The 25433-nt window shown below is 41.6% G+C and carries 26 protein-coding genes and 6 pseudogenes; 24 read left to right on the forward strand and 8 right to left on the reverse strand.

Going from position 1 to position 25433, the window contains the following annotated elements:
- The first annotated feature begins 83 nt into the window (after positions 1–83).
- The 3 genes from JCM19055_RS27325 (at position 84) to JCM19055_RS10575 (ending at position 1795) form a co-directional block, all read left to right on the forward strand.
- Positions 84–260 (forward strand): putative RNA methyltransferase, encoded by a 177-nt coding sequence (locus JCM19055_RS27325; RefSeq protein WP_193745389.1) that lies wholly within the window; start codon positions 84–86, stop codon positions 258–260.
- A 120-nt stretch (positions 261–380) separates the two neighbouring features.
- Positions 381–935, forward strand: a complete 555-nt coding sequence (locus JCM19055_RS23565) for a methyltransferase domain-containing protein (protein ID WP_265182046.1) — start codon at positions 381–383, stop codon at positions 933–935.
- Between the two features lie 317 nt (positions 936–1252).
- The gene (locus JCM19055_RS10575; protein WP_042359801.1) at positions 1253–1795 is read left to right on the forward strand and encodes a 5'-3'-deoxyribonucleotidase; all 543 of its coding nucleotides are present in this window, start codon (positions 1253–1255) and stop codon (positions 1793–1795) included.
- Positions 1796–1955: 160 nt separating this feature from the next.
- On the opposite strand, the gene JCM19055_RS10580 is transcribed toward JCM19055_RS10575, so the two are convergent.
- Complete coding sequence (locus JCM19055_RS10580) at positions 1956–3029, reverse strand: Xaa-Pro peptidase family protein (RefSeq protein WP_042359718.1); 1074 nt, start codon at positions 3027–3029, stop codon at positions 1956–1958.
- Positions 3030–3405: 376 nt separating this feature from the next.
- Here JCM19055_RS10580 and JCM19055_RS29310 point away from each other — a divergent pair, with 376 nt between their 5' ends.
- The 5 genes and pseudogenes from JCM19055_RS29310 (at position 3406) to JCM19055_RS10600 (ending at position 7417) form a co-directional block, all read left to right on the forward strand.
- Positions 3406–3933, forward strand: coding sequence for a sulfurtransferase (locus tag JCM19055_RS29310; RefSeq protein WP_052366198.1), 528 nt, complete (start codon positions 3406–3408; stop codon positions 3931–3933).
- 31 nt (positions 3934–3964) lie between these two features.
- Positions 3965–4258, forward strand: coding sequence for a sulfurtransferase (locus JCM19055_RS29315; RefSeq protein ID WP_052366199.1), 294 nt, complete (start codon positions 3965–3967; stop codon positions 4256–4258).
- Positions 4259–4330: 72 nt separating this feature from the next.
- A complete protein-coding gene (locus JCM19055_RS10590; protein WP_042359802.1) occupies positions 4331–4867 on the forward strand; it encodes an N-acetylmuramoyl-L-alanine amidase in 537 nt (178 codons plus the stop codon).
- 503 nt (positions 4868–5370) lie between these two features.
- Positions 5371–7013: pseudogene (locus JCM19055_RS10595) on the forward strand (AMP-binding protein).
- A 77-nt stretch (positions 7014–7090) separates the two neighbouring features.
- Entirely contained in the window at positions 7091–7417 is a 327-nt protein-coding gene (locus tag JCM19055_RS10600) for an SCP2 sterol-binding domain-containing protein (RefSeq protein ID WP_042359719.1), read from the forward strand.
- Between the two features lie 26 nt (positions 7418–7443).
- On the opposite strand, the gene JCM19055_RS10605 is transcribed toward JCM19055_RS10600, so the two are convergent.
- A complete protein-coding gene (locus JCM19055_RS10605; protein WP_042359720.1) occupies positions 7444–7869 on the reverse strand; it encodes a CBS domain-containing protein in 426 nt (141 codons plus the stop codon).
- 170 nt (positions 7870–8039) lie between these two features.
- Between JCM19055_RS10605 and JCM19055_RS10610 the strand changes: the two are divergent.
- Positions 8040–9114 (forward strand): annotated as a pseudogene (locus JCM19055_RS10610) (nitric oxide synthase oxygenase); the annotation flags it as partial.
- A 24-nt stretch (positions 9115–9138) separates the two neighbouring features.
- On the opposite strand, the gene murB reads toward JCM19055_RS10610, so the two are convergent.
- The gene (murB, locus tag JCM19055_RS10615) at positions 9139–10050 is read right to left on the reverse strand and encodes a UDP-N-acetylmuramate dehydrogenase (RefSeq protein ID WP_081833613.1); all 912 of its coding nucleotides are present in this window, start codon (positions 10048–10050) and stop codon (positions 9139–9141) included.
- 236 nt (positions 10051–10286) lie between these two features.
- On the opposite strand from murB, the gene JCM19055_RS25425 reads away from it, so the two are divergent.
- A complete protein-coding gene (locus JCM19055_RS25425) occupies positions 10287–10583 on the forward strand; it encodes an FAD-dependent oxidoreductase (protein ID WP_081833614.1) in 297 nt (98 codons plus the stop codon).
- Positions 10528–11394 (forward strand): FAD-binding oxidoreductase, encoded by an 867-nt coding sequence (locus JCM19055_RS10620; protein WP_193745390.1) that lies wholly within the window; start codon positions 10528–10530, stop codon positions 11392–11394. The genes JCM19055_RS25425 and JCM19055_RS10620 overlap by 56 nt, the downstream gene beginning before the upstream one ends.
- Before the next feature lie 48 nt (positions 11395–11442).
- On the opposite strand, the gene JCM19055_RS10625 is transcribed toward JCM19055_RS10620, so the two are convergent.
- The gene (locus tag JCM19055_RS10625; protein WP_042359721.1) at positions 11443–12120 is read right to left on the reverse strand and encodes a universal stress protein; all 678 of its coding nucleotides are present in this window, start codon (positions 12118–12120) and stop codon (positions 11443–11445) included.
- 623 nt (positions 12121–12743) lie between these two features.
- On the opposite strand from JCM19055_RS10625, the pseudogene JCM19055_RS10630 reads away from it, so the two are divergent.
- The 11 genes and pseudogenes from JCM19055_RS10630 to JCM19055_RS10670 all read left to right on the forward strand — a co-directional run bounded on the left by JCM19055_RS10630 (position 12744) and on the right by JCM19055_RS10670 (position 20595).
- Positions 12744–15162 (forward strand): annotated as a pseudogene (locus tag JCM19055_RS10630) (Na+/H+ antiporter subunit A).
- Positions 15149–15568 (forward strand): annotated as a pseudogene (locus tag JCM19055_RS10635) (Na(+)/H(+) antiporter subunit B). Before JCM19055_RS10630 ends, JCM19055_RS10635 begins: the two co-directional pseudogenes overlap by 14 nt.
- Positions 15569–15570: 2 nt before the next feature.
- Positions 15571–15909 (forward strand): Na(+)/H(+) antiporter subunit C, encoded by a 339-nt coding sequence (locus JCM19055_RS10640; RefSeq protein ID WP_042359722.1) that lies wholly within the window; start codon positions 15571–15573, stop codon positions 15907–15909.
- Positions 15902–17056 carry a proton-conducting transporter membrane subunit gene (locus tag JCM19055_RS10645; protein ID WP_370543079.1) on the forward strand — a complete coding sequence of 385 codons (1155 nt, stop codon included), beginning with the start codon at positions 15902–15904 and terminating at the stop codon, positions 17054–17056. The genes JCM19055_RS10640 and JCM19055_RS10645 overlap by 8 nt, the downstream gene beginning before the upstream one ends.
- Positions 17008–17385, forward strand: coding sequence for a hypothetical protein (locus JCM19055_RS31630; protein ID WP_370543080.1), 378 nt, complete (start codon positions 17008–17010; stop codon positions 17383–17385). The genes JCM19055_RS10645 and JCM19055_RS31630 overlap by 49 nt, the downstream gene beginning before the upstream one ends.
- Before the next feature lie 13 nt (positions 17386–17398).
- Positions 17399–17875, forward strand: coding sequence for a Na+/H+ antiporter subunit E (locus JCM19055_RS10650; protein WP_042359723.1), 477 nt, complete (start codon positions 17399–17401; stop codon positions 17873–17875).
- Positions 17875–18156 (forward strand): Na(+)/H(+) antiporter subunit F1, encoded by a 282-nt coding sequence (locus JCM19055_RS10655; RefSeq protein WP_042359724.1) that lies wholly within the window; start codon positions 17875–17877, stop codon positions 18154–18156. Before JCM19055_RS10650 ends, JCM19055_RS10655 begins: the two co-directional genes overlap by 1 nt.
- Entirely contained in the window at positions 18149–18508 is a 360-nt protein-coding gene (locus JCM19055_RS10660) for a Na+/H+ antiporter subunit G (RefSeq protein ID WP_152549845.1), read from the forward strand. Before JCM19055_RS10655 ends, JCM19055_RS10660 begins: the two co-directional genes overlap by 8 nt.
- 179 nt (positions 18509–18687) lie before the next feature.
- Positions 18688–18813, forward strand: a complete 126-nt coding sequence (locus tag JCM19055_RS29320) for a hypothetical protein (RefSeq protein ID WP_265182027.1) — start codon at positions 18688–18690, stop codon at positions 18811–18813.
- The gene (locus JCM19055_RS10665; RefSeq protein WP_081833616.1) at positions 18791–19093 is read left to right on the forward strand and encodes an S-layer homology domain-containing protein; all 303 of its coding nucleotides are present in this window, start codon (positions 18791–18793) and stop codon (positions 19091–19093) included. Before JCM19055_RS29320 ends, JCM19055_RS10665 begins: the two co-directional genes overlap by 23 nt.
- Entirely contained in the window at positions 19090–20595 is a 1506-nt protein-coding gene (locus tag JCM19055_RS10670; protein ID WP_052366200.1) for a bifunctional UDP-sugar hydrolase/5'-nucleotidase, read from the forward strand. The genes JCM19055_RS10665 and JCM19055_RS10670 overlap by 4 nt, the downstream gene beginning before the upstream one ends.
- 36 nt (positions 20596–20631) lie before the next feature.
- Here JCM19055_RS10670 and JCM19055_RS23580 read toward each other — a convergent pair whose 3' ends face one another.
- From JCM19055_RS23580 to JCM19055_RS10685, 4 genes and pseudogenes are all read right to left on the reverse strand, one after another.
- A complete protein-coding gene (locus tag JCM19055_RS23580; RefSeq protein WP_052366201.1) occupies positions 20632–20847 on the reverse strand; it encodes a hypothetical protein in 216 nt (71 codons plus the stop codon).
- Positions 20848–20860: 13 nt separating this feature from the next.
- Positions 20861–21649: an MFS transporter gene (locus JCM19055_RS23585; RefSeq protein WP_081833617.1), complete on the reverse strand. Its 789-nt coding sequence runs from the start codon at positions 21647–21649 to the stop codon at positions 20861–20863.
- Between the two features lie 240 nt (positions 21650–21889).
- Positions 21890–22494 (reverse strand): annotated as a pseudogene (locus JCM19055_RS10680) (alpha/beta hydrolase).
- 62 nt (positions 22495–22556) lie between these two features.
- Positions 22557–22991, reverse strand: coding sequence for a MarR family winged helix-turn-helix transcriptional regulator (locus tag JCM19055_RS10685; protein WP_042359727.1), 435 nt, complete (start codon positions 22989–22991; stop codon positions 22557–22559).
- A gap of 171 nt (positions 22992–23162) precedes the next feature.
- Between JCM19055_RS10685 and JCM19055_RS10690 the strand changes: the two are divergent.
- Positions 23163–24067: pseudogene (locus JCM19055_RS10690) on the forward strand (aldo/keto reductase).
- Between the two features lie 17 nt (positions 24068–24084).
- Positions 24085–25377, forward strand: a complete 1293-nt coding sequence (locus tag JCM19055_RS10695; protein WP_042359728.1) for an amidohydrolase — start codon at positions 24085–24087, stop codon at positions 25375–25377.
- Positions 25378–25433 lie beyond the last annotated feature (56 nt).

Below are 25433 nucleotides of genomic sequence, written 5' to 3' on the forward strand. Positions count from 1 at the left end.
AAAAAAGCAGAGTTGATCTCTGCTTTTTTTCATGTGTAAAGACATATGATATGATGATTCAAACGTTTGAACGAAGGTGAATCATGAAGAAAATTGACATTGCAGCAGAGCTTTATCAAAAAAACGCTGGACTTTTCCGTTGTCCAATTTGTCTTGAAGCCGTTGAGGTTATTGAAAGAAGCTTAGTGTGTTCTAAGCAACATTCCTTTGATCTTGCCAAGAAAGGCTATGTTCATTTGCTAAAAAAAGCCAATGGATAGTGACTATACGAAAGAGATGTTTCAATCAAGGCGTGCCATCTATAACTTAGGGTTATTCCAGCAAGTGTTAGCTGAGATGGAGCGCTCATCACTACACATGTAGGAGATGAAGAGCTAAGTATTCTTGATATTGGATGTGGAGAAGGAAGCCATTTAAGAAGGATTGTTGAGAAATTCCATACGAGCGTCGGGGTAGGCCTTGATTCTTCAAAAGAGGGAATCGCACTCGCAACAAGTCAAATGGACCGTCTGTTATGGACGGTTGCGAATGTAGAAGAATTACCAATCGCAACCGATTCCATCGACGTCGTTCTTAATATATTTTCACCGCTTAATAGTCGGGAATTTACAAGAGTACTAAAGCCTGGCGGGGTAATTATTAAGGCAATTCCTGGTAAGCGGTATTTACAAGAACTTCGAGATGAACTGTACGGTGAAAAAGGGCGTTCCCTTGATACGACGGATGCGATTGCAAATTATGCGAAACGCTTTGAAGTGTTGGAGCAACGCTCCGTTTATCAACAGCTTGAAGTGAAACGTGAGCATATTCCCGCTTTAATTGATATGACACCTGCATCCTGGGATGCGACCGCTGAACAAAAACAAGTGTTACAAAGCTTTGAACAATTAAACGTAACGGTAGATGTGGAACTATTCATCGCGAAAATAAATTGACATTGAGAATCATTTTCAATATGATAAGTGTACGGGGTGAATACTTAATTGTATTGATATGATTGCCTAAACGTTTAGCATGGTTTTGGAGCTCATATGCTTCAAATAATGGCTATTCATAACGTGCAATGTGATGACTTGAATGAACACAGTACATCTTTGTGTGATGACTGTATACGTAATGAAAGTTCCTGCCGATCATCGGTTGGGGCTTTCTTTTTTTTGTAAATGTTGTTAAGAACAACTAAACATTGAATCATTTAATATATCTGTTAAAGAAGATCAGATACAATAGAAGGTGACGGAGGGTGATAAAGATGAAACAAAGAATAGCCTTTGATATGGATGAGGTCATGGCAGATCTCATTTCTGAACTTCTTGAGCGTTACAATGAGCGTTTTGAAGACACGTTGACCGTTCAAGATTTAAAAGCACAAAAACTTCGAGCAGTGCGTCCGCATCATACGAAAGAAATTTATGAAATTCTACAAGAACCAGGTTTCTTCGCATCGCTTGATGTGATGCCAGATGCCGTTGAAGTTATGAAAGAGCTACATGATCATTACGAAATCTTTATTGCGACAGCAGCAATGGAAGTTCCGACTTCGTTTTCAGAGAAATTTTACTGGTTGCGCGAACATTTCCCATTTTTAAATCCACAAAATTTCGTCTTCTGTGGTGATAAGAGCATTATTCACGCCGATTATCTCGTTGACGACCACCCTGATAAACTCGAGTCGTTCTCGGGGGAAAGCATTATGTACACGGCGTTTCATAATGTCAACGATTCAAGGTTTAAGCGCGTAGACAATTGGCAAGAGTTACGTGCGTTCTTTTTACCTGCAACGGTTAAGAGCTAAGAGGTTTCAATTAGATGACCAATTCGATCTAATGGTAGGCATAGCACGTCATGAGCTATGCCTTATTTTTCGTTATCGATTGCGACAGTCGCGTGTATTCAGTTAACTCATCAAAAAACTCCGTCCAACGTGTAGAGGACGGAGCATCGTAAGGTTCTAATTATACGATTTGTAAGCTTTTCGGGTATTGTGTAAGAACGAGCGGGCCGTTATTCGTAACAATAAGATCGTCTTCTATACGTACGCCAATATTTTCGAGTAGATAAATACCGGGTTCGACGGTTAATGCCATACCTTCTTGGAGAAGTTGGCTGTTCTTACCGTGCATTGAAGGTTCCTCGTGTACTTCAATGCCGAGCCCGTGGCCGAGTCGATGAGTGAAGTACTCTCCATAACCTGCTTGTGTAATGAGGGAGCGAGCAGCGTCATCAGTGTCTTGGATCGGTGCATCGACAACACACGCGTTAATCCCAGCAACGTTTGCAGCAAGAACGGTTTCGTAGACTTCTTGATGTTCTTTCGATGGTTCACCGAAGAAGACCGTGCGTGTAATGTCAGAAGCGTACCCTTCATAATAAACACCGAGGTCCATTAAGACAGCGTCGCCACGTTTTAATGGGGTTGTACCTGGGCTGCCATGTGGGTCTGCTGCGTTTTTGCCGAATAAGACGACAGGATCAAAGCTCATTTTCGAGATGCCTTCTTGCTTTAATCCAGATTCAATGGCTTGAATAATCTCTAGTTCTGTTACGCCTTCTTTAAGGGCGGCAACACCAAGTTCTACTGCTCTGTCAGCATAATGAGCAGCTTTTTGTAGCAACTCAATTTCTTCTTCGGTCTTCTGGAGGCGCATGCCAAGCAATTCGTTGTCAATCGACGTCGTTTCGATGTTGCGATGCGTATTGGTAAGTTTACGTAAGCGAGCAACTGTGACGTGTTCCTCTTCAATGGCTAAAGAAGTCATTGACGGAAATTTATCAAAGGGGTTTTCGGTATCATCATACCCGTTAATATCATGTGCCCAGCCTGCTGCTCTTGCTAAGTTCATTTCCATGTTTGGACAAATGATCATTGGCTTTCGACCGTCAGAGAACAAAAGTAACCCTAAGAAACGTTCTTTCGGATCGCAGTAAAAGCCAGTTAAATAAAAGACATTTGCTGTTGATGTGACGAGGATAGCGTCTAAGTTTTGTTGTTGTGCAAAGGTTTCAAGTTGTTGTAGTCGAGTTTGCAAAATCTGTCACCTTCTCTTTTAATTTCTTTAAGCGTACTAAAAACGTGAACTTTCAGCAAGTTCATGCTTGCTTAAAAGATTGAAAAGTTAGATAATAAAGAGGGGTGTTCACACTGCGCAGAATTGGCGAACGACTGTATATGTCTGGCATGGGTCTCGGTGCAGTAGCAGTAGGTATCGCATTTTTTTTCTATGCTTGAGGCTCCCGGGACACAAGCGCATTGGAGTTTAGTCATTATCATTCTTATTGCTGCTGGTGTAAGTTTTAGTGGATTGATTTTACAGAATAACTTCAAGGATGAAGCTTAAGCACTACCTTTAAACGGGTAGTGTATTTTTATATACAATAACTACATTTTAAAAAGAGGGATCGTTAATGAAGACACAAGACATCGTAACAAAAGAATGGTTACATGAACATTTGTATGACAGTCAGATCGTCATTGTAGATGTGAGGTTCGATTTAATGGATGAATCGAAGGGACGCGCAGAGTATGCGATTGATCATATTCCAGGAGCGATTCATTTCGATTTGAAAAAAGACTTATCCGACGCGACGAAACCTAAGCAAGAAGGTGGCAGGCATCCATTACCGGATGTTTTATCATTTGTTAAACTCCTCGAGCGCTCTGGTATTAACGAGGAGAAACATGTCATCGTTTATGATGATCAAAACGGTTCAATGGCAGGAAGGCTATGGTGGCTCCTTCAGTACGTAGGACAACAACGTGTATCAATCCTCGATGAGAATTATACGGCTTGGAAAGATCAAGGCTACCCTGTGACGGATGCCAAACCTAAGCTTGAAGCTGTCTCGTTCACTCCGTCAATTCAAGCCGATCTTGTGGCGACGATGGAAGAAGTGAAACAGAAAAAAAGACTTAGAAGACGTCTGTCTTGTTGATGCAAGAGCATTCGAGCGTTATGCAGGTCAAGTGGAGCCATTAGACCAACAAGCGGGCCACATCCCTGGTGCGTTGAATCTTTTCTGGAAGGAAAACATAAACGATTCAGGAACATGGAAAACGAAAGAACAGCTGCAAGACATGTATAAACCGTTGAAAGAGAAGAAGGAAGTCATCGTCTATTGTGGTTCTGGGGTGTCTGCTACGGCGAATGTAATTGGTATGCGACAAGCAGGCATTAACAACGTGAAGTTATACCCTGGTAGTTGGAGTGAATGGTCCTCGTTTGAAGAAAATCCAGTAGGGACAAAAGACGAAGACTAATGCCTTTTTCTTTCTAATACGTTGTGAATGGGTGTGGATTTCTCTCTTTATGTACTGAAGGGAGATGATCAAATGGTTCGAATTTTTATTGATCCTGGTCACGGTGGGAATGATCCTGGAGCGGTTGCAAACGGTTTAGAAGAGAAGAACATTACGCTAGATTTGGCTTTACGACTTCAAGCATTGCTCGAAGCCGATGAAAATGTAGAGCTGCAGTTGTCAAGAAGTGATGACAGTGATGTTGGCTTATCGGCACGAGCCCAGCTTGCAAATGACTTTGGTGCGGATTATTTTGTGTCCATACACGTGAATGCAGGTGGAGGAACAGGATTTGAATCGTTTATTTACACGTCAGCGCCAACGGAGACAGCCACGTATCAAACGACGGTTCACCAAGCAATTATGCAAGAAATAGACGTCACCGATCGCGGTGAGAAAACGGCAAACTTTGCTGTTTTAAGAGAAACAATTATGCCAGCAATTCTTACTGAGAACATGTTTATCGATACAGCTAGTGATGCGGAACGGTTAACTGATGATGCGTTTTTACAATCGGTTGCACTCGGACATGCGCGAGGCATAGCAGAAATCTTCGGATTAACGATTTAATACGAGAAAACTCCTCTCAAAGTAGGCACATATACTTTGAGAGGAGTTTTTTAATGAGAAGGCATATGAGGCATCAACCAAGTCTTTCTAGCTATTTCTTCTTGGCTAACTGCTCTTAAAATGTTTTCGATTAATTTCTCTTATTTCTTTATATATGAGTAGAGTCATTGTAACGATTATGCTAAGTAAAATGATAGAAATAGCTTCTACACTAAGCCCAAACAAAAAAAGTATAAAGTGAGAAAAAGATCGTCGTAATCGTTCCGAAAATTAATTTAAGAATAAATTTAAAATCCATATGTAAAACTCCTTCTGAATTAGTCCATCAGAAATTTATCATCATTGCGAATCGAATACAAGAAAATCTTGGTAGAAAGGTGCTCCAGAATAAATAACTTCTATTTTCCTTAGCCACCGAGACCGTGCAATTGTTAAAAGGAAATCCAGCGTTTTTCTAGAACATGTACACAACAACTCTTTCTCTAAAAAGGACGTGAAGCTGGATGGTTGAATTAATTGAGCGAACACTCGGTCAGATTCTTACAGACACAGCAAGCGAACAACCGAATCGAGAAGCACTTGTATATAGCGATCGAGGATTACGCTATACGTATTCACAATTTGAAGAACATTGTAGAACTGTGGCAAAGGGGCTTATGAGTCTTGGGATCGAGAAAGGGGAACATTTATCCATTTGGGCTTCCAACATTCCAGAGTGGGTGAGTACACAATTTGCGTCCGCTAAAGTAGGCGCTGTATTAGTAACGGTTAATACGAATTATCGTTCTGCGGAACTACGTTATTTGTTAGAGCAATCGGATACAACAACGTTACTCTTAATGGATGAATACAAAGGGACGTCCTACATTGATACGTTGTATGAAATTGTTCCTGAATTAAAGACATCTGTTCCAGGTGAGTTGTATTCTGAAGCGTTGCCACATTTAAGACGGGTGATCTACCTTGGTGTAGAGCGATATCCAGGAATGTATAACTGGACAGATCTACTGGAGCAAGCAGTTACAGTAAGTAACGATGCGCTCCAACGACGAATGGATACATTACAACCTGATGAAGTGATCAACATGCAATACACGTCTGGAACGACAGGATTTCCCAAAGGCGTCATGTTGACGCATCGTAATATCGTTAACAACGGGTATAACGTTGCGAACCGAATGCAGTTAGGCGTTGAAGACCGCCTTTGCATCCCAGTGCCATTTTTCCACTGCTTTGGGTGTGTGATGAGTACAATCGCATGTGTAACAACGGGAGCGACGATGGTGCCAATTCAAGAGTTCGACCCTAAAGTAGTCTTAAGAACGGTAGAGAAGGAGAAATGTACAGCGTTACATGGCGTACCGACGATGTTCATTGCAGAAATGAATGTAGAAGGGTTTGAGACGTATGATTTGAGTACGCTGCGCACAGGAATTATGGCAGGATCTAATTGTCCGATTGAAGTCATGAAAGGTGTCGTAGACAAAATGGGACTTAAGGAAATGACGATTGCTTATGGACAGACGGAAGCGTCTCCTGTTTGTACGCAAACGCAAGTCGATGATCCTTTGCAATTACGCGTTGAGACGGTTGGGCGTGCGTTAGCAAATGTTGAAGTGAAGATTGTCCAACCTGGGACAGAGGAAGAAGTGCCGCGTGGAGAACAAGGTGAATTTTGTACTCGTGGCTATCATGTGATGAGCGGGTATTACAACAATCAAGAGGCAACAGACGCCGTTTTACAACCAGATGGGTGGCTTCATACTGGGGACTTGGCCGTGATGGATGATGACGGGTATTGTAAAATCACCGGCCGCCTCAAAGATATGATTATTCGTGGTGGAGAAAATATCTACCCGCGAGAGATCGAAGAGTTTCTGTACACACATCCTGCAATCCAAGACGTTCAAGTCGTGGGAGTTCCTGATGAGAAATACGGTGAAGCAGTATCGGCTTGGGTTCTTTTGAAACCGCATACATCACTTACTGAGGATGAGCTAAAACGCTATTGCTTTAACAAAATATCACGGTTCAAAGTGCCAAGAGATGTGTACTTTGTCGACGAGTATCCGATACTGCGTCAGGGAAAATCCAGAAATATAAGTTGCGTGAAGAAGCGATTGCCAAAAGTCAGGAACAAAAATAATAAGCCTCCTCTTTTAAAATGAATGATCATTCAGTACAATAGAGAAAGATGTACATTGTGAATAAGGGGAGTGGCAGATGGCAACAGAAGAGAAGATTCAACAATTAGCGAATCAAATGAATGAAAACCCTAAGCATATTGAAGATTTAGAAAGACGATATCATTTTGAATTAAAAACCGAAGGATTATACGGCATTGTATTCAAAGATGGTGTTGTTGAAGTTGAATCGAATCCGGTTCCGGGTGAAGCAGATTGTGTGCTTAAGATGAGCGATAAGAACTTTCATAAATTGCTCGATGGTGAATGGAATCCTACGACCGCTTACATGACAGGTCAACTTAAAGTTGAAGGCGAAATTAGCCATGCCTTAAAGCTTTACCATACGCTAAAGCAATATCAATAAAAACAAGAAGAGAACATCATGAATTTTTAGATGTTCTCTTCTTGTTTTTTGTTAAATAATTGTGATGAGCAGTATTTAATAACGTCTCTTCGTCGTACGATTCCGATAAAGTAACCAGAATCGTCCATAACAGGAATGAAGTTTTGGTCGGAAGATAACGCAATAAGGTCTTCCATTTCCGCATTAATGTATATGGGGATGTTTTTAACACGTTGTGGAATGTCTTTTAGTCGCAGGTTCATGATGGTGTCTAGTGGTTGCTCGCGATTATCCATAATGACCCAAAGTAAATCCCCTTCAGTGATCGTTCCTGCATACTTACCATCGCCATTAATAAGAGGAGCGGCAGTGTAACGATGATGACGCATTTTCTCTATAGCCTGTCTAATTGTGGCATCCGGGCTTAAGTATTTCACTTCTTGTTTTGGCAATAAAAAGAAACCAATATTCATGTTGATCACACGTCCTTTATTTGAAGAACTCACTTATATTGTAAGCGATTCATTGAATGCTGTTAAGTACCATTCGTATTCCAATAGAAAATACGACAATAAAGGTGAAAGGTTGCAAGACTTTGTATGTGAATGAAAAGTATGTAAAGATAGGAAAAGCAACGTGAATAATGAGGTGGAAGACGATGATCGAAGACGCTCGGCAATTCCTAAAAGAATATTACAATCAACAATCATCGAGGTACTTCGACGTTCGATTTCAAGAGGTGTCCGAACAAATCGAACAAACTGGTCGTTATGATTTAACGACGGATGAATTGACGTACGCGGCGAAAGTTGCTTGGCGCAATAGTAATCGTTGCATTGGTCGCTTGTTTTGGGACCGATTAACCGTTGTTGATGCGCGAGATGTTCAGTCAGAAGAAGACGTTTTTTTCATATTTGTTTCAACACATTCAATCTGCAACAAATGACGGTAGTATACGCTCGATGGTAACAATATTCCCTGAACAGGGGTCACTATACGAAGTTCGTGTTTGGAACCATCAGCTACTTCGCTATGCAGGATATGAACGTAAAGACGGAGTAGTAGGTGATCCGGATTCTGTTTCATTTACGAAGTTATGCGAGTCGCTCGGTTGGCAAGGAGAGGGAAGCGATTACGACATTTTACCACTTGTCATTCAAGTAGGAGATAACGAACCACACATTAAAGAGATTCCTGCAGATCTTATAAAAGAAGTAAGAATCGAACATCAACGTAATGAAGCGTTTAATGCGTTGCGTCTCAGATGGTACGCGGTTCCAATAATCTCAGATATGAAGCTCACGGCAGGCGGCATTGACTTCCCGGCGGCACCATTTAACGGTTGGTATATGGGCACTGAAATTGGAGCAAGGAACTTAGCGGACCCTTTTCGCTATAATAAGTTACCTGACATTGCTGATGCGTTTAGGTTTGAGCGTAATCACGATTCTACGCTTTGGAAAGACCGTGCTCTTGTAGAATTAAATGCGGCTGTACTCCAGTCATATAAAGATGCAGGAGTCACAATTGTTGACCATCATACAGCAGCAAAGCAATTTCGCCATTTTGAACAATTGGAAGAGAAATCAGGACGTGATGTGTCGGGGGACTGGACGTGGCTCATTCCACCTTTGTCACCGGCAGCGACTCACGTTTTCCATAAATCCTATGAAGATGTACAACGAGTTCCAAACTACGTATATCAACAAGCACCGTACAAAAAAAGACTAAGCCACTTCGGCTTAGTCTTCTCCAATGATTTTCACTTCAGTATGCAAATCAACGTTGAACTTATTACGTACTGTATCTTGGATGTGTTTAATTAAAGACACATAGTCAGTCGCAGTAGCATTTCCTCGGTTAACGATAAATCCAGCATGCTTTTCTGAGACTTCAGCGTCTCCTACTCGAGTTTGTTGCAAACCACTGTCTTGAATTAACTTACCAGCAAAGTGATTAGGAGGACGTTTGAAGACACTACCACATGATGGGTATTCGAGCGGTTGCTTCGATTCTCTTAAATACGTTAATTCATCCATCTTCGCTTTAATGGCCTCGTAGTCGCCTGTCTCAAGCTTAAACGAAGCTTCTAAGACGATTAGTTGTTCTTTAGAGATAATGCTGCTTCGGTAGGCGAGTTCAAGCTCTTCATTCGTAAGGGTAATTAACGTCCCTTCTCGAGTAAGAAGCTTTGCGTAATCAAGCACGTAGGAAATCTCTCCACCGTAAGCACCTGCGTTCATGACAAGCGCTCCGCCAACAGAACCAGGAATACCACAAGCAAACTCCATGCCCGTTAACTTCTCATCGAGTGCACGACGAGAGACGCCAATAATGGGTGCGCCCGTTTGTGCAGTCACTCTCGTACCATCAGCCTCAATTGCGGTTAAATGACTAAAGTGTAGAACAATTCCGCGGATGCCACCGTCACGTACAATTAGGTTTGAGCCGTTGCCGAGCAATGTAAGTGGGATTTGTTCTTGATGTGCGATGCTGACGACAGCACTTGCTTGCTCATACGTTGATGGCAACACAAGATAGTCAGCAATGCCCCCTGTGCGAGTATGTGTATAGTGTTTTAAAGGTTCATCAACGAGTATGTTAGTTTCAGGTAATGCTTGTTGTAACGCGTTATAAACAGAAGTAGACGTCATGTCATTCACCCTTTTGTATTCAATGCCCTTTTAATGTTAGATTGTGGGCGTAAGCTATCTTACATAATAGCAAGGCTGAACCCTTTTTAAAAGAGAAAAGTAACCGCTCATTTAGTCTATGTAAATGGACGTATGGCGGTGCGTATGATCACAACCTTAGACGTTATTGTAGTCAGATTGGTCACATTTCAATCATAATAAAAGAGATATAATAACTGTAATTAGGAGGAGAAAGCATGTCAATTGCAATAATCGGCGGCGGTATTATTGGCACGAGCATTGCGTATCATCTCGCTCATCACGGTGAAAAGATTACAGTAATTGATGATCAACGATCAGGTAGAGCGACTGATGCTGGCGCGGGCATTGTTTGTCCTTGGGTAACAAAACGAAATAAAAACACGCCAGGATATGAGCTCTCAACCCGAGGAGCTACGTATTATGAAACATTACAACATCAGCTTGAAGCAGAAGGATTTGGCAATACAGGATATAAAAAAAGTCGGAACGCTTGCGGTTTCAACCGACGATAACTATCTTTCCCAATTAGAAGACGAGCTCTTAAAAGAGAAGGAACGAAACCCTGGAATCGGTACGTTGAAGCGTTTAGGTAAAGAACAAACGAAGGAGAGGTTCCCACCGTTACATGAACAATACGAGTCTTTGTTTGTTAGTGGAGGGGCGCGTGTGGACGGAAGAAAACTGCAGCTTGCGATGCAACAGTCGGCACAAAAGCTTGGTGTGAAATGGGTGAACGGCACAGCGAAGGTTCTGAGTACAAAAGGCGAAGCACCAAAACTCGAAGTGAATGGTGAGTGCGAGATGCCGAATAAAGTAATCGTTGCTTCTGGTGCATGGCTTGAAGAGCTTCAATTACCAGTAAGACCGAAACATAAGGTTCGTCCGCAACGTGGACAGATTGTTCATTTAAAAGCTCATGGTGAAGATACGAGTGATTGGCCAATTATCCAACCAGAGTCAAGTTATTACATTTTATCATTTGAGGATTCACGTATCGTTGTTGGAGCAACGAGAGAAGATGGGAAAGGATTTACTGAACAAGTAACCGCTGGTGGATTGCACGAAGTGCTGTCAGTCACTTCTGAGTTAATCCCTGGAGCCGATCATTATGAGTGGCTTGAAACACGAGTAGGATTTCGCCCCATTAGTGCGGATAATAAGCCTGTTCTTGGGCCGCTTGATGCGGAACATACATTTTATGTGGCAAACGGTTTTGGGGCGACAGGATTGACTATGGGGCCTTATGCGGGTAAATTACTTGCAGACTTTGTGCATTCAAATCAAGCCGAAATGGACCTTCGAACGTTTTACCCCGATGTATAGTTAGATCAAAAGAAAAACCAGGTCGACCGAAAAGGCGCCTGGTTTTTTCTATTCTTTCTTTAGAAAGTTTTCAGAAGGGATCACTTGATCATCGGTTACGTGAACTTCGATCATTTTGTTATCCTTCATAAACTTAAAGATTCCATTATTGAAGTCGGTACCGACCTCTTTGAAGAAGATGCCTTCATACGAGCATTTAACAGAGTGATTAAACGTGAGTTGGTAGCTATCTTCGCTCTCAGAGCGGATCAAGTACGCTCGCACCCCTTTTTCAAAGTGCTCTTCTTGATAATTCTTCAGTCCACGTGTAACTGCGATAATATGAAGATCAACAAATGGAAGTTCTTTCAGCAACGTGTTGATTAGAGAACCTTTCGTAATCTCTTCCCAACGACTTTTTGCCGTTTGACCAATAATCACTTGAGTAACTTGTTTTTCACGAGCTACTTCGGAAATGACTTTTGTTGTTGGTCGCTTTTCATTGTCTTTAATAATAAATTCCGAAGCGTTGACTTCCTTCGCTAGCTCTCTCCAATAATCAACATATTGGCTCTTTTCATGATCTAGCTCATTTAATGGGGAAGGGTCAACGGTTAGAATGTAAAATGGACAGTTTAACTTCTGTGCGATTTTAGCCCCTCTTCGAATTAAACGTTCGCCGTTAGGGCCATGATAAACGCAAACAAGCAAGCTTTCGTCCATTTTAGCCTGAATTGCTTGATCCATCTTTATTCACCTCTACGAATGGGGCAAAAGGCCGCACCATAATTCATGCATAGTATAGCTTACTCCTGTTTGTTTTAAGATGTCAATTGGTCTCTCACATATTTTTAAAATTTCCTAGTCAAAGAAAGAAAATCCCTGAAATTAATGGTAATTTTATGCGTTTTATATATGATTCAATTGTTACAATTCATCAACAAACTACCTATATAAAAGCAACTTGCGTGCATTGATGTTATTTTTATTATATACTCTGTATGACATATGCATAGGAAAACAATCTGTTTAGTTGTTCGACGAGCAGATGTTTTGCATTGATACTATTGTTATGAGTACAATTGCTATCGAGTGAATTGAAGTAGAGTGAAGAAGTCGAATGGCTTTCGGCTTTTTAGAATGCATTTCGTAACCCGTGTCTTTGTGTGAGAAAATTCTGACACATCTAAGGGCTTTATCCCTTAATCCCATAATCCACCCGGAATTACCCCCGTTCGTTATTCATTTCCAGCTAATAATTTCGAGAGTTGTTGTTCTCGTAATAAGCGTTTTTAAATTCGGGAAAGTTAAATTCATCGAGAGTTTTTGAGCGTTTACATGAATGAAAGTTACAAGGAGGTTTTAGTTCATTGTCTTGGGTACATTTAATGATCGTTTTACCTTTATTATTTGCTGTATTCATACCTCTATTATATAAAGCTTTTCCGAGGATACATACAGGGTGGTTTGTTTTAGTCGTTCCTGTCGTGATTTTTGGATACTTGGCAACTTATTTGCCGATGCTTGCAAACGGTGAAACAGCGATGTATGAAATACCTTGGATCCCGTACCTCGATATTAACTTTGCAGTATTCGTGGACGGTTTAGGATTGATTTTTGCACTAATTATCTCGGGGATCGGTGCATTAGTCGTTATCTACTCAATTTATTATTTATCTAAAGCACGTGAGGCGTTACACAATTTCTATGTGTATCTTATGATGTTTATGGGAGCGATGCTAGGGGTCGTCCTTTCTGACAACATGATTGTCCTTTACTTGTTCTGGGAACTTACGAGTATTTCGTCATTCTTACTCATTGCATATTGGTATCAAAGAAAGCAATCAAGGTTCGGTGCACAAAAGGCGATGTTGATCACTGTACTTGGTGGTTTTGCAATGCTTGCGTCCATTATTATGATTCACAATATCACTGGGACATTTAGCATTCGAGAAGTCATCGCTCAAAGTGATTTGCTCGTACAACACGACTTATTCTTGCCTGCAATGTTGCTTCTATTGCTTGGAGCATTTACGAAGTCTGCACAATTTCCGTTTCACATTTGGTTGCCAGATGCGATGGAAGCACCAACACCAATTAGTGCTTACTTGCACTCTGCAACGATGGTTAAAGCGGGGATTTATCTTGTTGCACGGTTTACACCTGCGTTTGGTGGGACGCCAGAATGGTTCTGGATCGTCACTTTTGTCGGTCTATTCACCTAATCTGGGGATCACTTAATGCTGTTAAGCAACGCGACTTAAAAGCATTACTTGCTTTCTCAACGATAAGTCAACTCGGTTTAATTATGTCATTGCTCGGTATGGGGTCAGCTGCGCTTTACTTCAATCCGGGTGATCAAGGTGTACAGTTACACGCGTATGCCGTACTTGCAGCTGTGTTTCACCTGATTAACCATTCAACGTTTAAAGGTAGCTTGTTTATGGTTGTCGGGATTGTTGACCATGAGACGGGAACGCGCGATATGCGTAAGCTCGGTGGCTTATGACCATTATGCCGGTTTCATTTACACTAGCTGTTATCGGAAGCTTATCAATGGCCGGACTACCGCCATTTAATGGATTTATTAGTAAGGAAATGTTCTTTACTGGAACGTTAAATGCTGCGAACTTAGATATCTTCAATATGGCAACATATGGTGCCATCATTCCAATAGTTGCTTGGATTGCAAGCGTATTTACGTTTATTTACAGCATTATTCTCGTCTATAAGACGTTTCTTGGGAAATACCAGCCAGAGCGCCTTGAGAAGAAAGCGCACGAAGCACCACTTGGAATGCTTATACCGCCTTCAATTTTAGGATTTCTCGTTTTGGCGATCTTCTTCTTCCCGAATGTCATTGGTGACTATGCGTTAAAGCCGATGGTCGCATCAATCATTCCATCAGCAGCTGGGGTCTTTGATGATTATACAATTTCGTGGTGGCATGGATTTGTACCAGAGTTATTTATGACGATGGCAGTTGTTGCATTAGGTTTAATCCTCTTTGCGACGTTAAACCGCTGGATCGGGCTTTATAACCATATGCCGCAATGGATGCACTTGAACAATTGGTTCAAGCATGGTCTTAGTGGAATGGAACGCGGCTCACATAAAGTGATTGATTGGCACATGACGGGTTATATTCGCGATTATCTGATGTACATCTTTATTACGATTATCTTAATCGTTGGTGGAAGTTACTTCATGTTGACGGATTTCACACTGTACACAGACAACTTAGCGTCCATTAACTTGTTTGAAATTGTACTAGCCCTCGTCTTGCTTGGGTCGACAGTGTTAGTGATGGCGACGCGTTCAAGATTGACAGCTGTTGTGTCTGTCGGGGTGTTAGGTTATGTTGTCGCGTTGTTCTTCATCATTCTACGTGCACCAGACTTAGCTTTGACGCAGCTCGCGATTGAGACGGTATCTGTTGCACTTTACTTGTTATGCTTCTATCACTTACCGAAACTGAAAAGTCGTAGTGAAGAAGAGGGCGAGAAGTTCAAAGTGAGCAATTTTATTGTCGCACTTGGCGTTGGTTCACTCGTTACGTTACTTGCACTAAGTGTAAATGGGTACAACTTGTTTGAACCGATCTCTACCTATTATGGTGATAGTTATGATCTTGCTGGTGCAGCGAATATGGTTAACGCAATTCTCGCTGACTTCCGTGGATTTGACACGTTCCTTGAAATTGTCGTTGTCGCCATTGCAGGTCTTGGAGTGTATGCACTCGTGCGATTACGATTAGAGAAAAGGAGGGGAACGGATGAAAGTCAATGATGTAATCTTGCAGACGGTAACGAAGATTGTTGTTTTCATCATCTTCACGTTCGCCTTTTACCTCTTTTTTTGCAGGGCATCACGACACAGGCGGAGGATTTATCGGAGGCTTATGGCTGCATCAGCTCGTCCTCCTCTACTTGTCTTATGATATTGATACGATTTCTAAAGCAATCCCGATTAACTATCGCACATTAATAGGAGTTGGGGTTTCTGTATCAATGCTTACCGGGTTAGGGTCGATATTACTCGGATTCCCTTTCCTAAGTCATACGTTTGAGTACGTTGACTTCCCGTTTTTGGGGAGATTGAGCTTGCCACATCTGTACTCTTTGAGTTTGGTGTGTTGTTTACAGTTGTTGGTGGGACACTCACAATCATTTTAAGTATTAGTGAGGATGTATAACTATGGAAATACTAATGTCTATTCTAATAGGTGTCCTCGTAACTGCTGGTACGTATTTGGTCATGTCAAGAAGCTTACTCAGAATTATTTTAGGAACGGCAGTCATCGGTCACGGTGCATTATTGCTACTGCTTACGACCGCTGGCCTAAAAGAAGGAGCGCCGCCAATTACAAACATTGAAGCGCTCGCCTACGCCGATCCTCTTCCGCAAGCGTTGATCTTAACTGCAATCGTGATTAACTTTGCAACGACAGGTTTCTTCTTGGTACTTGCGTATCGAGCGTATAAAGAACTAGGAACAGACGATATGGATAAACTAAGGGGTATTGACGATGAATAATATCATTATTTTATTATTGCTAATTCCACTCCTTACGGGCGTCCTACTTATCTTCCTTAGAAATCGCATCTCTGCCCAGCGTTGGTTAAGCATTCTTTCTTTGTTGGCTGTAGGGGTCGTCGCAGCGATTATCATTCAACGTGTCTTGAATGAAGGCACGATGACGTTAAATCTAGGGGGCTGGGAGCCGCCTTACGGGATTGTCCTTGTTGCTGACATGTTCGCAATGTTACTCGTGTTTACAACAGTTATCGTTGGGATTTGTTGTTTGTTATACGGGTTTCGTACAATTGGAGAAGAGCGTGAACGGTATTATTTCTATACGTTCATCCAATTTTTACTTGTCGGTGTTATGGGATCATTTTTAACAGGAGATTTATTTAACCTGTTCGTATTCTTCGAAGTGATGTTGCTATCTTCGTACGTGTTAATCGCTCTTGGAGGTAAGAAAGTTCAGCTTCGTGAATCGATTAAATACGTACTCGTGAATATCGTGTCTTCAATGATGTTCCTCATTGCGATTGCGTATTTATACGGAATGCTAGGAACGTTGAATTTTGCACATATGGCGATTCGTGTATCAGAGGCAGGACAGGATGGTCTATTAACGACGGTTGCGATCTTTCTAATGCTCGTATTTGCGTTAAAGGCTGCCTTACTGATGTACTTCTGGTTACCAGGTTCATACGGTGCACCACCGATGGCCGTTGCGGCATTGTTTGCAGCGCTTCTAACAAAAGTCGGGATTTATTCGATTTTCCGTATGTTTTCTGTTGTATTTCCACATCAACCGGAGATTACGCATCAACTGCTCGCTTGGCTCGGGATATTGACGATGATTATCGGAGCGATTGGGGCAGTTGCACACTGGAGTCTCAGAAAAATACTGGCATACAATGTTGTCGTCGCAGTAGGATTTATGATTGCCGGTTTTGCAGTCTTTACGACAACAGCGATCGCAGGCTCGGTATTCTACTTGATTCATGATATGTTCGTAAAAGCTCTCCTGTTTATACTCGGTGGAATTATGATTGGGTTGACGGGTACAGATAAGCTTCGTGAAATGAGTGGGATGATTCGAAACCACGCTTCACTCGGTTGGATGTTCTTTATTGCAGCACTTGCCTTGCAGGGGTACCACCGTTAAGTGGCTTCATCGGAAAGCTTCTCGTTTTACAAGAGGCGATTGGTGAAGGGTTCTATATCATTGCTGCTGTAGGTTTAATTACGAGCCTTATGGTTCTTTACTCCGTCATCAAAATCTTTATTAATGGATTTTGGGGTGAGAACCAACTGACCGTTGAAGATGAAAAGATGTCAACGAAAGGAACACTTCTTCCTAGTGCAATTCTTACAGTCATTGTAATCGGAATGGGGCTTGGAGCGGAGTTCGTGAACGTCTATATTATGGAAGCTGCTGAAGTCATTAACAATCCTTCCTTGTATATCGACGCAGTTATGCCTAACGGGGAATAAGAGAGGTGAGAGCATGCCCGTACAAATACTATTAAATTTATTTATCGCAGCGCTTTGGATGTTTTTGCAAGATGATTGGAGTATAAGTACGTTTACACTAGGTTATTTGCTCGGCCTCTTACTCATCTGGATGACACGTAGGTTCTTTAATGAACCGTTCTACCTGAGAAGGATTTGGGCGCTCATTGCGTTGTTAGTGTTATTTATCCGTGAGTTAATTTCTTCGAGCATCTTAATTACTAGACAAATCTTGCGTCCGAAATTAAATATCACTCCAGGGATCTTTACATTAGAAACGACACTAGAAACCGATTTAGAGATTACAGTGTTAGCGTTACTTTTAATGCTTACTCCTGGTTCAGTCGTTATAGAAGTTTCTGAAGATGGTAAGACTTTTTATATGCATGCCATGGACATTCCAGATTCAAGTGACATGGCGTTACGTTCGAAAGATAAGTTTGAAAAAGCGATTATGGGGGTTACAAGATAATGTTTGATCTTATTTTATTGATCTCGTTGTTGTTAATCTCCTTCGCCATCTTGGTTGCTTTGTATAGAGTATATAAAGGGCCATCAATGCCAGATCGAATTATTGCTCTTGATTCAATCGGGATTAACTTAATTGCCTTGATTGCAGTGTTCTCTATATATATGAGATCCACGGCATACCTTGAGGCAATCCTTATACTCGGTATACTCGCCTTTATCGGAACGATAGCATTTTCGAAGTTTATTGAGAGGGGTGTAGCAATTGAACGAAAGCATGATTGAAATCATTGTTGCCATTCTAGTGCTTATAGGTGTTGCATTAGCACTAATTAGCGCTTTTGGTTTAATCCGCTTACCAGATGTGTACACCCGTTCACATGCAGCGACAAAAAGTGCTACTCTCGGTGTTCTCGTAACGATCATTGGGGCATTTCTCTTCTTTGGATTATCCGAAGGGGTATATAGTGTACGGTTAATCTTAGGAATTATTTTCGTGTTCCTTACTGCGCCTGTTGCAGGACATCTCATATGTCGAGCGGCTTATCGTTCAGGTGTATCATTATCAAAAGAAAGTGTCCAAGATGATCTTGAACCAATTCTTGGTAATGAAGAAGAGCGTCGTGCAAAAAAATAAAGAACGACACCATCGTTCATCTTAGTAAGGATTTTAGACCCGCATTCAATGTATAGAATGTGGGTCTTTCTTATAGAATTGTAAGTTTTACTTAGTATTCTTGTTAAACTTCTTGCACGACTCTTGTCGCATTTGCTCAGTTTGCTACGATGAAAGTAATTCTATAGGAGGTGGGTAACATGAAGAAGTTCTGGTTAGCAGCCTTGCTTACAGTACCGATGTTAAGCATTCCACAACTTGCTGAAGGTTCAGAAGTAAAACGAGGGGAATTCCTCAAAAAAAATGATGGACGAAATGGACATTGAAGTCGAGCATTATGACACATCAACGCTCGCTTTTGAAGATGTAAGTGAAGAATATGCACCGTATGTAACTGCAGCAGTGGAACTTGGAATTACAACAGGACGTACGGACACTCGTTTTGGTACAGAAGATCCTGTAACGAGGGCACATGCATCGTTATTTATGACCCGTGCAATGAACTTAGAAGCAGATGATTTATCAACGCTTTTGCAATTCGAAGATGTTTCAGAGACGAGCTTTGCGAGTGAGGCACTGGCGACTGTGCACAGTATGGCATTATGACTGGCTATACAAATGGTTACATGCGACCGAATCAAAACATTGCCCCTCACCAAGTTGATGCGATTCTAGAACGTCAAGACAACTACTTTACAAAACGCTCAATCGTACATACAAATGATATGCACGGAAGAGTGATGCAATACGATGATGAAGGTGTCATGGGTCTTGCAAAAGTACATACAATCTATGATCTCATTAAACAACAAAGCGAAGACGTGCTCCTCGTCGATGGCGGAGATACTTTCCATGGTACAAATCACGTGCATTATACAGAGGGACAAGCAATGGTTGAGCTTATGAACCAGATTGGCTATGATGCGATGGCTGCTGGGAATCATGAATTTAATTATGGGTATAATCGTTTATTAGAATTAAGTGATCTAGCAGATTTTCCGATCCTTGCTAGCAATGTGATCGTCGATGAAACTGGGGAGCCATTAGTGGAGCGTTATTCAATTGCAGAACTCGGTGACAAAAAAATCGGCTTTGTTGGTATTACAACAGAAGATACACCCATTCGAACACACCCGAGTAATGTTGAAGGAATTACATTTTATAATGATGTAGAAATTGCCAAGCGTGAAGTCGAGGCTATTGAAGACAAAGTGGATCAAGTCGTTTTGTTAACACACTCAGGTCATTCAGTAGACCAAACTTTAGCAGAAGAAATTGAAGGTGTCGATTTAATCATCGGTGGACATAGTCATACAGCGGTTGAACAACCGTTTTATCATGATCGTACATTCATTGCTCAAGCTCATGAGCATACGAAAGCAGTAGGCGTTGTGAATCTTTATTATTATGAAGATGAGCTTGCATCGATGAACGGTCAATTAATTCGTGACGTGAATGAGCGTTTTGAACCACATCCAGAAACTGATAAGCTCGTACAACAGTATGTGACTAAAGTTGATGAAGCATTAAGTGAAGTGATCGGCTCTATCGATACACGTCTTGAAGGGGATCGAGAGGTCGTCAGACGTGAGGAATCGAACTTAGGCAACTTAATTACAGACGCGATGCGTCAACGAACCGATGCAGATGTGGCTATTATGAATGGTGGAGGAATTCGAGACAGTATCGAAGCGGGTGACGTGACGATCCATGATGTGATGAATGCTTTTCCTTTTATTAACCTCGTAGAAGCTCAAGAAATGACAGGAGATGTGCTTGTTGAAGCGTTAGAGGAATCATTAAGCGTTTATCCTGAAAGTAACGGTGGGTTTTTACACGTTTCAGGGATGAACGTACAATATGATCCAGAGGCAGCTCCATATGAGCGTATAACATCTGTTGAGATCGATGGCGAACCATTAGATACGACAAAAACGTATCTCGTTGGAACAAACGATTTCCTAGCAGCTGGTGGAGATGGGTATGCGATGTTTGAAGACCAAGAAATTGTGTTATCAACGGGCGAGTTGTTAAGTGAAATTCTGATTGATTATATTCGCTCAGGCGAAGAAATTCCTGATGTTGAAGGAAGAATTGTACAGCAATAATCTAAAAAACCGATGAGGCACTCCTCATCGGTTTTTTTAGATCGTTTTGTTTCGGCTAGCGAACAAACCTACAATCAGTAAGACGATCGTAAGAATAAGGCAGAGCATATACGTAAGCTCTGGTAGTTGAACGGATTGCAATAAAAGCCCAAAACCAATCGGACCAATCGTTGCAAACAAATAGCCGACCGCTTGCGACATGCCAGAAAGTGATGCCGCGTCTTGGGCGGTTTGTGTTCGCAGTGATAACAACAGAAAGGATAAACTAACTGCGCCACCTTGGGCAATGCCAACAAGTGCGATAAAAAAATCCGGTTGTAAACAAAGAACCGTTAAAGAAAACTAGGCCAAGAAAACCAGTTGCATAGAGTACGCCTAATATGAGTACGATCTTTCGTTGATCGTAAAGACGAGCACCGATAATTGGAACGATAAACGTTGCCGGGATGCCGAAGATTTGCATCCAAGCTAAAAAGAACCCGGCTTCAGTTGCGTTAAAACCGTTAAGCATTAATAATTCAGGTAACCACGTAATTAAGCTATAGAAAAGAATCGATTGTAAACCCATAAAGGCGGTCACTTGCCATGCAAGCTTTGAGTGCCAAAGCTTTGTGGCGGTTGGCACGGTCTTTATTTGGTTTTTCGTTTTATATTGCAGTTGTGGTAACCAAAGGATGAGTGCTAAAAAGGCAGGAACAATCCAAATAAATAAACTTACATTCCAACCAAGACCAAGGTTTAGCGCAAGTGGAACGCTCATTCCTGAAGCGATTGTTGCAAACACAGCCATAGATGTCATATACAAACTCGTGAATAATCCGATCCTTAATGGAAAGGTTTTTTTTACAAAACCAGGAATTAACACATTACATAAAGCGATTCCAATGCCGACTAATACGGTACCAACAAAAAGAAGCGCATTCACTGGCATGAAACGAACGATCATTCCTAAAATTAAGAGAATAAGTCCAACAAAAATCATTCGCTCAAGACCAAACGATCTTGAAAGTTTTGGGGCAAAAAGAGATAAAAGTGAAAATGAAAGTAAAGGCAGCGCGTCATGAAGCTAATTTGGACATGTGATAAGTGAAGGTCATCACGAATCATCGTAAGTAAAGGTCCCACACTCGTTATGGCAGGTCGTAAATTGAGTGCAACGATCAAGATTGCAATGACTGCCAAAACATATGGAGTGCGTTTGTTTGGAGTTGTATTAAGCATGTTACCCTCATCATGTTTTTTTCCTCATTGTAACATGAAACCGCCTACTCAAACGTAGAGTAGGCGGTCTAGATTAGAAGGTCTTATTAAACCAATTAATCGCTTCACTTAATTCGGATTGAGTGAGCTGATGCCCACCGTTTTCCCAATGTAAGGTCACATCTGCCCGGCTTCTTGTAGCAAGTTGTTTAGTTCTTCTGTTTCTTCGGGACGACAAATTGGGTCTTGCTTTCCAGCTCCGATAAAGATCGGCGTATCGTTAAGAGCAGGAAGAGTCACACCTCTTCTTGGCACCATCGGATGATGGAGGCTAGCTCCTTTTAGTGAGTTTTCATAATGGAACAATAGACTCGCTGCAATATTGGCTCCATTTGAATATCCGACAGCGACGATGTTGGAGCGATCGAAGTTGTATTCTGAAGCGGCTTGAGCGAGAAATTCATGTAGCTCTTTTGTACGGAAGATCAAATCTTCTTCATCAAATACGCCTTCTTGTAAGCGACGGAAAAACCGCGGCATCCCATTTTCTGATACGTTTCCACGAACACTTAATACCGACGAGTCAGGTGCAATCATTTTCGCTAATGGAAGCAAGTCGTTTTCGTCGCCACCCGTACCGTGTAAGAGGAGTAAAACAGGTGCTTGTTCGTTAGAGCCTTTTTGAAAGATGTGTTTCATTGGTATCACTCCTTTAACTGGAATTGTTGTTAGTGTGCGCATTCAAAACCATCATGATGAGTTTAATCTGATGATGAATCACTTTTATGAAGTCGTGTGAGTAAACGTAATAACTCTTTTTGTTCATCGGTTGATAAGCTGGCAAATTGGTTCATTTGAAACTCTTCTTGCATAGGTACAACCTGCTGATACAACGCTAATCCTTCTTTTGTTAGCGATAAATATTTTGTTTTCCATTCTTGTTTGCGTGTGATCAGCTCACGGGTCTCCATCTTCTTAACAAGGTGTGTAATGTTACCTTTCGTGACAATAAGCTTTTCTGCTAAGTCTTGTTGTGTAATGGGCTGATGAGCACCGACTTGCACGAGTAAATCGAATTGTGCGGTGGAAAGGTCATAATCATCTAGGTTCTTGTTCGTTTGACGGATGTTGTGATTGTAAAAGCGCGCGAGCCGGAACCATAGCAATAACGCAAGGCGGCGATCTGTCTGCTCCATACACATGTCTCCTTCAGTTGTTATCAGTATAATCATAAACTGATTGACATACACAATCAAGAATTTTGCTTGGTACGATGAGTTAGACTTGTTTTACTGCGATAAGAAATGTATGATTTACAACGATTTCGGGTACAGGATGAATAAGAAACTATTGTTGGAGGGATGACTTTGAATCGACGTACGCTAGGAAAGTCAGAGATTGAACTTAGTGAGATTTCATTAGGCACAATGAGTTTACCTAACGACTCTACACAATCGAAACGAATTATTGAGACGGCTATTGAAAAAGGGATCAATTACTATGATACTGCTGATCTCTACGCTTTTGGTGAGAATGAGCGAATGGTTGGAGAATTAATTAAAGAAAGAAGAAGTGACCTAGTCCTTGGAACAAAAGGTGGGAATCACTTTGAAGAAGGAAAAGATGGATGGTTTTGGGATCCGTCAAAAGCCTACTTAAAAGAAGCTTGCAAAAATAGTTTAAAGCGTTTAGGTACAGATTACATTGATTTGTATCAACTTCATGGTGGAACAATCGATGACCCGATCGATGAATCCATTGAAGCATTGCAAGAATTAAAGCAAGAAGGTACATCCGCGAATTTGGAATTTCTTCAATACGACCGAATGTTATTCGAGAGTACCTTCATTCTGGGATGGCGAGTGTGATGATGCAATATAGTTTGCTCGACCGAAGACCAGAAGAGGAACTTTTAGAGTTACTTCGCCAGAACGGAATTGGTGTGCTCGTAAGAGGCGCAGTTGCTAAAGGATTGCTAACAGACCGAGTGGAAGAAAAAGTCAGTGATGACGGATTTCTTGGACATAGTAAGGAACGCATTCTATTTGCGACCGATGCTCTACGTGCCATTAGTGATGTAGCAACACCATCACAAGAAGCGATTCGATATGTACTCCGTCACCCTGCGGTCACTTCGGTTGTAGCTGGTGCAAGCACTGCGGAACAAGTACTAGAAAACAGTGTTACATCAGAACTAGGTCCCCTCTCGGATGAAAATTATGATAAATTAAAGAAAAGTGCTGAAATGATTTATTACGAACAGCACCGTTAATGCTGAGGAGTGGAACAATGGAACGATGGTTAGATGAATTAGAACCGAAACTGATTACGTGGAGGCGACATTTTCATAAATATCCTGAAGTCGGTTGGACTGAATACGTTACGACAGCAAAAATTGTAGAAGAGCTTGAACGTCTTGGATTTACGTTATATATAGGGAAAGATGCCGTAGATTCTTCTGCTAGAAGTGGCGTTCCAAACGCTGAACAATTAGAAGAAGCTGAGTTGCGTGCAAAAGAACACAACGTTCCTAAAGCGCTCATTGAGAAAATGAGTGGGGGCCATACTGGAGTCGTTGCACGCTTGGATACTGGAAGAAAAGGACCGCATACTGCTTTACGTTTCGATATTGACGCTTTGCCGATTTTTGAAGCTGCTGATGACCATGTACCAAAAGCCGAAGGGTTTCAGTCGCTTCATGATGGGTTTATGCATGCATGTGGACACGACGGACATACGAGCATTGGTTTAGGTGTTGCGCACTATTTGTATCGTCACCAAGATGAGTTGTCTGGAGAGTTTACACTGTTATTTCAACCTGCAGAAGAAGGCAGTCGAGGTGCGAAGGCGATGGTTGAGAAAGGGTGGTTATCGAATGTTGATCACTTTCTTTCCGGACATATTGGCATCTCGGATGAGGAAGTTGGGTTAGTTGCTGCTACTTCTGAAGGATTTTTAGCGACGACGAAATTCGATATTACCTTTAAAGGAAAAGCGTCTCATGCAGGCGCCAAACCTGAAGAGGGAAAGAATGCATTACTATCTGCTGCGAATTTCTCTCAACATGCCTATGCAATTCCAAGGCATAGTGCTGGAGATACTCGGGTAAATATCGGCACATTGGAAGCGGGATCAGGTCGTAACGTGACAGCCGACCATGCGTTTTTACGTGGCGAATCTCGTGGGGAAACAGAAGAGTTAGATCGCTATATGTTTGAACAAATTAAGCAAATCGCACAAGCTTCGGCAGATCTTTATGGAACGACAGTTGAGATTGAAGAAGTTGGACAAGGGACAACTGCCGAGTGTGATCACGTATGGATTGATCGCTTAGAAGATGTTGCAAAAAAGTACAATACAATCAATAAGGTACTTCCTAAACTTTCGATAGGTGCTTCTGAAGATGTGACTCATATGATGCGAGCAGTGAAAGAAGACGGTGGTGAAGTGACGTATATGATTTTCGGCACACCACTTAAAGAAGGACATCATCATCCCCAGTTTGATTATGATGAAAACGTATTACGAGTAGGGGTTTTGGCTGTAACCGGTTTACTTGAAGGGTTGCATTGTAAAGATTGAGTAACCACGTGAGCAAAGTATTGTTTGATCTGACAAATTTATGCTAAGATATGTAA

Origin of the sequence: Geomicrobium sp. JCM 19055 (assembly GCF_000698185.1) — a bacterium.
GTDB classification, from domain to species: domain Bacteria; phylum Bacillota; class Bacilli; order Bacillales; family Marinococcaceae; genus Geomicrobium_A; species Geomicrobium_A sediminis.

Excerpts from the sequence above, each read along its gene's own strand:
- JCM19055_RS27325 (WP_193745389.1), top strand. The coding sequence starts at position 84 with ATGAAGAAAATTGACATTGCAGCAGAGCTTTATCAAAAAAACGCTGGA.
- JCM19055_RS10575 (WP_042359801.1), top strand. The coding sequence starts at position 1,253 with ATGAAACAAAGAATAGCCTTTGATATGGATGAGGTCATGGCAGATCTC.
- JCM19055_RS29310 (WP_052366198.1), top strand. The coding sequence starts at position 3,406 with ATGAAGACACAAGACATCGTAACAAAAGAATGGTTACATGAACATTTG.
- JCM19055_RS10590 (WP_042359802.1), top strand. The coding sequence starts at position 4,331 with ATGGTTCGAATTTTTATTGATCCTGGTCACGGTGGGAATGATCCTGGA.
- JCM19055_RS10600 (WP_042359719.1), top strand. The coding sequence starts at position 7,091 with ATGGCAACAGAAGAGAAGATTCAACAATTAGCGAATCAAATGAATGAA.
- JCM19055_RS10605 (WP_042359720.1), bottom strand. The coding sequence starts at position 7,869 with ATGAATATTGGTTTCTTTTTATTGCCAAAACAAGAAGTGAAATACTTA.
- murB (WP_081833613.1), bottom strand. The coding sequence starts at position 10,050 with ATGACGTCTACTTCTGTTTATAACGCGTTACAACAAGCATTACCTGAA.
- JCM19055_RS25425 (WP_081833614.1), top strand. The coding sequence starts at position 10,287 with ATGTCAATTGCAATAATCGGCGGCGGTATTATTGGCACGAGCATTGCG.
- JCM19055_RS10625 (WP_042359721.1), bottom strand. The coding sequence starts at position 12,120 with ATGGATCAAGCAATTCAGGCTAAAATGGACGAAAGCTTGCTTGTTTGC.
- JCM19055_RS10640 (WP_042359722.1), top strand. The coding sequence starts at position 15,571 with ATGGAAATACTAATGTCTATTCTAATAGGTGTCCTCGTAACTGCTGGT.
- JCM19055_RS10645 (WP_370543079.1), top strand. The coding sequence starts at position 15,902 with ATGAATAATATCATTATTTTATTATTGCTAATTCCACTCCTTACGGGC.
- JCM19055_RS10650 (WP_042359723.1), top strand. The coding sequence starts at position 17,399 with ATGCCCGTACAAATACTATTAAATTTATTTATCGCAGCGCTTTGGATG.
- JCM19055_RS10655 (WP_042359724.1), top strand. The coding sequence starts at position 17,875 with ATGTTTGATCTTATTTTATTGATCTCGTTGTTGTTAATCTCCTTCGCC.
- JCM19055_RS10660 (WP_152549845.1), top strand. The coding sequence starts at position 18,149 with ATGATTGAAATCATTGTTGCCATTCTAGTGCTTATAGGTGTTGCATTA.
- JCM19055_RS29320 (WP_265182027.1), top strand. The coding sequence starts at position 18,688 with ATGAAGAAGTTCTGGTTAGCAGCCTTGCTTACAGTACCGATGTTAAGC.
- JCM19055_RS10665 (WP_081833616.1), top strand. The coding sequence starts at position 18,791 with ATGATGGACGAAATGGACATTGAAGTCGAGCATTATGACACATCAACG.
- JCM19055_RS10670 (WP_052366200.1), top strand. The coding sequence starts at position 19,090 with ATGACTGGCTATACAAATGGTTACATGCGACCGAATCAAAACATTGCC.
- JCM19055_RS10685 (WP_042359727.1), bottom strand. The coding sequence starts at position 22,991 with ATGGAGCAGACAGATCGCCGCCTTGCGTTATTGCTATGGTTCCGGCTC.
- JCM19055_RS10695 (WP_042359728.1), top strand. The coding sequence starts at position 24,085 with ATGGAACGATGGTTAGATGAATTAGAACCGAAACTGATTACGTGGAGG.